2 protein-coding genes are annotated in these 1345 nt (G+C 62.5%); both read right to left on the bottom strand.

Annotated features, from left to right (window positions below):
• A partial coding sequence (locus EOB36_RS33815; RefSeq protein WP_164897724.1) for an ABC transporter substrate-binding protein occupies positions 1-709 on the bottom strand: 709 nt, incomplete at its 3' end.
• A gap of 69 nt (positions 710-778) precedes the next feature.
• Positions 779-1345: ABC transporter permease subunit (locus EOB36_RS33810; RefSeq protein WP_128286587.1), on the bottom strand; the 567-nt coding region annotated here is incomplete at its 5' end.

Here is a 1345-nt window from a genome sequence, read left to right as displayed (position 1 = left end):
CTGCGCGCACGACGAAAGTGTTCGCGGGCAGCTTCGAATTCTGCCCGCCGAGCCAGTATTCGAAGTCGAGGTTCTTGGCGATCCATTCGGCCCGCAGCCCTTCCCATGACAGGGCGGCGTCGCCCTGGCCGCCGGCAAGTGCGGTGCCCCAGGTCGGCCAGCCGGCCTCGACATATTTCACCTTCTTGATGTCGACGCCTTGCGCCGCCAGCAGCGGGTCGGTGATCGACTGCCAAGCAGCGGAGCCGAGCAGAATGGTCTTTCCTTCTAGCTGCTTCAGGTCGTTTGTTCCCTCGCCCTTGCGGAAAGCGAAGCTGAACGTGTCGCGCGCGCCCATGTGGAACACGGATTTGAGCTTCATGCCGTTCTGGATGGCGAAGGAGAAGACGCCGGGCGAAGGGAAGCCCATGTCGGCTTGGCCGACATCGACGAACTTCACCGTCGCGGTGCCGTCCGATGGTCCCGGCTGCATGTCGGTGTCGAGATCGCCGAAATAGCCTGCTTTCTTGGCCGCCCAATAGGGATAGTCGTCGAGCACTTCGAGCGTGCCGCGCGGCGAGATCCAGGTGAATTTTTCATAGGCCTCGGCCTGCGCCCTCAAACCCGAGGCGCCGAGCGCCGTGGCCGTCACCAAACCGGCGCCGGTGACTTGCAGGAAGTAGCGGCGGTTGATACCCGCTTTTGAACCGATGTGACTTTCGTTGGTCATGACATTCCCCTTTTTGTTGATTGCTTTGCCCTGGCGCCCGCCTCCCGGGCGCCATTATCACCTTTGCGCTCACGCCTCCCAGCTCGCCCATTTCTTGCCGATCAGGAAGAACAGCACGTAGATCAGGATGCCCAGGATCGAGAGGATCAGCACCACCGCGAAGAACTGCGGCATCTGGATCATCGATGAATAAGTGGTCAGCCGGTTGCCAAGGCCGAAGCCGCCACCGACCATCTCGGCGCCGACCGCGGTCAAAAGCCCGAAGATCGCGCCGATCATCAGGCCGACCAGGATCATCGGCAGCGCCATCGGCGCACGGATCTTCCAGAATATCTGCAAGGTGCTGGCGCCATAGGAACGCGCCAGCGCGATCTTGGCGCTGTCGACGCGGCGAAAGCCGGTCGCCGCATTGATCATCACCATTGGGCCGGCGGCGAGCGCCACCGCGATGATGCGCGGCGTGTAGCCAAAGCCGAAACGCAGGATCAGAAGCGGCACCAGCGCCAGCATCGGCGTGGTGACCAAGAGCAGGATGTAAGGCGCCACAATCTTCTCGGCGAAAGGGAATTGCGTGATCACCGCCGCCATCATCGCGGTCGCGGTGATCATCATCGGCGGCATCGAGCTGGCGCTGCG

The sequence above is a fragment of the Mesorhizobium sp. M6A.T.Cr.TU.017.01.1.1 genome, from assembly GCF_004023115.1.
Classification (GTDB): domain Bacteria; phylum Pseudomonadota; class Alphaproteobacteria; order Rhizobiales; family Rhizobiaceae; genus Mesorhizobium; species Mesorhizobium mediterraneum.
The sequence above is the reverse complement of the archived record's forward strand: the minus strand, read 5'-3'. Positions and strand labels throughout refer to the sequence as shown.